At 62.5% G+C, this 1,586-nt stretch carries 1 protein-coding gene; it reads right to left on the reverse strand.

Features of this window, described 5'->3' with window-relative positions:
* Positions 1-124: 124 nt before the first annotated feature.
* On the reverse strand, positions 125-1,300 hold the full coding sequence (locus AB0M22_RS38290) for a DUF3558 family protein (protein WP_364737351.1): 1,176 nt from the start codon (positions 1,298-1,300) through the stop codon (positions 125-127).
* Positions 1,301-1,586 lie beyond the last annotated feature (286 nt).

The raw sequence follows: 1,586 nt of genomic DNA on the forward strand, positions 1-1,586 counted from the left end.
CATAGACGTACTTGCCGACGTCCCTTACCTTCTCCGGCACCACCGACAGGTTCAGGCCGGAGACCGGTGTCCCCCACTCATGTCGCCGGACGCTACCGGACCGGCAGACGGCTGTCGAACCTGATCACGTAGTCGGTGGTAGCGATCCGGCTACGACGGTCGTCGCTCGGATCAACTCGGTGCACAGCTCGCCCTGTGTTCGGTCGTCGCTCAACGAGGCCTCGAATGTGAGAGTTTGGCCGCCTTTGTCGGGAAGATTGGCTTCGCGGGGTATCTCGAAAACCAGCACGCACCAGACCGCGGAGTCCTCCCAGTGCACCTGGACCGCATGGCGAGCACCGATGGTTACCGGTTTCGGACGCACGTATGTGGAGCTCTCATAGACCGACCATTCGAACGGTGCAGCGGTCTGGAACACCCGCAGTCGATACCATCCACCGCGCCACACGCACATCGCGATCCTTGGATTATTGTCGCCGCGAATTTGCGATTTCGGATCGAGTCCGGCGGCGGACAGGCGGTCGTCAGGGATCCGGCATGGGTCCCAAACGACACTGGGAGTCTCCGCGGTCGTCGACGTGCGGGCGCTTCTGGTCAACGACGGTTGGGTAAGCATCGCCTGTGGAAGCGCCGACGGAACCTGCTGCGCAACAGCTCTTGCGATCGCTTCGGTTCCGGTGCGCAAATCTGCGCGCAGTTCCGGAGAGTCGATGACGGGAAAAGTCTCGGGAATTCCGGACCAGTCCTTGCCCCACGTCTCGACCGTCACGATCAGGTTGTTGATGCTGAACTTCACGCTGATCCGTGGCGGATCACCCTTGGCGGTTTTCTCCCAGGTGATTGCGTTCTCACCGATACCAGCGATGGGTGTGATTCGCGGGCTGTTCGGCAGGGTCGACCCTGACACATAGTCCGCGAGGTTCGGGCGGGTGTCGTTCACCCCGATGGGATTCAGGGACAGGAAGTACGAGACCGAAGCGTGTCGCCACATCGGCGTCCGGTACGGCTTGACCGGTTCGCGCTGAATCGAAGCACCGAACTTCATCGCACAGGTCAAACTCTGACTGGTGCCCCCGATTTCACGATCGGCGTCCGGCGACTCCGCGACGGCACTGTACGCCTCGCCGGCAAACGCCTTGATCGCCTGGTCGGCAGGTTTCAATGCGTCGGAGCAGCGTGCAGGTAGCTCCGAGAACCCCGCTTTGTACCGTTCCCCGGTCCCCTGCGAACAGCCGGTCGCCCCGGCAACCAAGAGCAGCGCAAGCAATACAGACACCGAGCGATGACGATGAACAACCATGAGCAAAGCCCTCCCCGAGCGCGGCCGCCCCCTGTGCGACCCGACGTCCGAGTGTGTCGGTGAGGCCCCGAACCTGTCAAACCGATACTGAACGAACTATTCCAGGCCGGCCATGTCGGCGATGGTGGAGATGCCGACGCCGCCCTAGCCCGGTTCCGGCACGAGCCTGCTCGGTATCGCCAAGATCTGCACTCCCTTTCGGGATCCGCACCGGGAATAGGGCCCTAAAGTCGGTGCGGATCCCGAGAGGGAGTGCAGATTCTGGTGTCGGCGACAGGCTCGTGTG

Origin of the sequence: Nocardia sp. NPDC051756, assembly GCF_040681495.1 — a bacterium.
In the GTDB taxonomy this organism is placed as follows: Bacteria; Actinomycetota; Actinomycetes; order Mycobacteriales; family Mycobacteriaceae; genus Nocardia.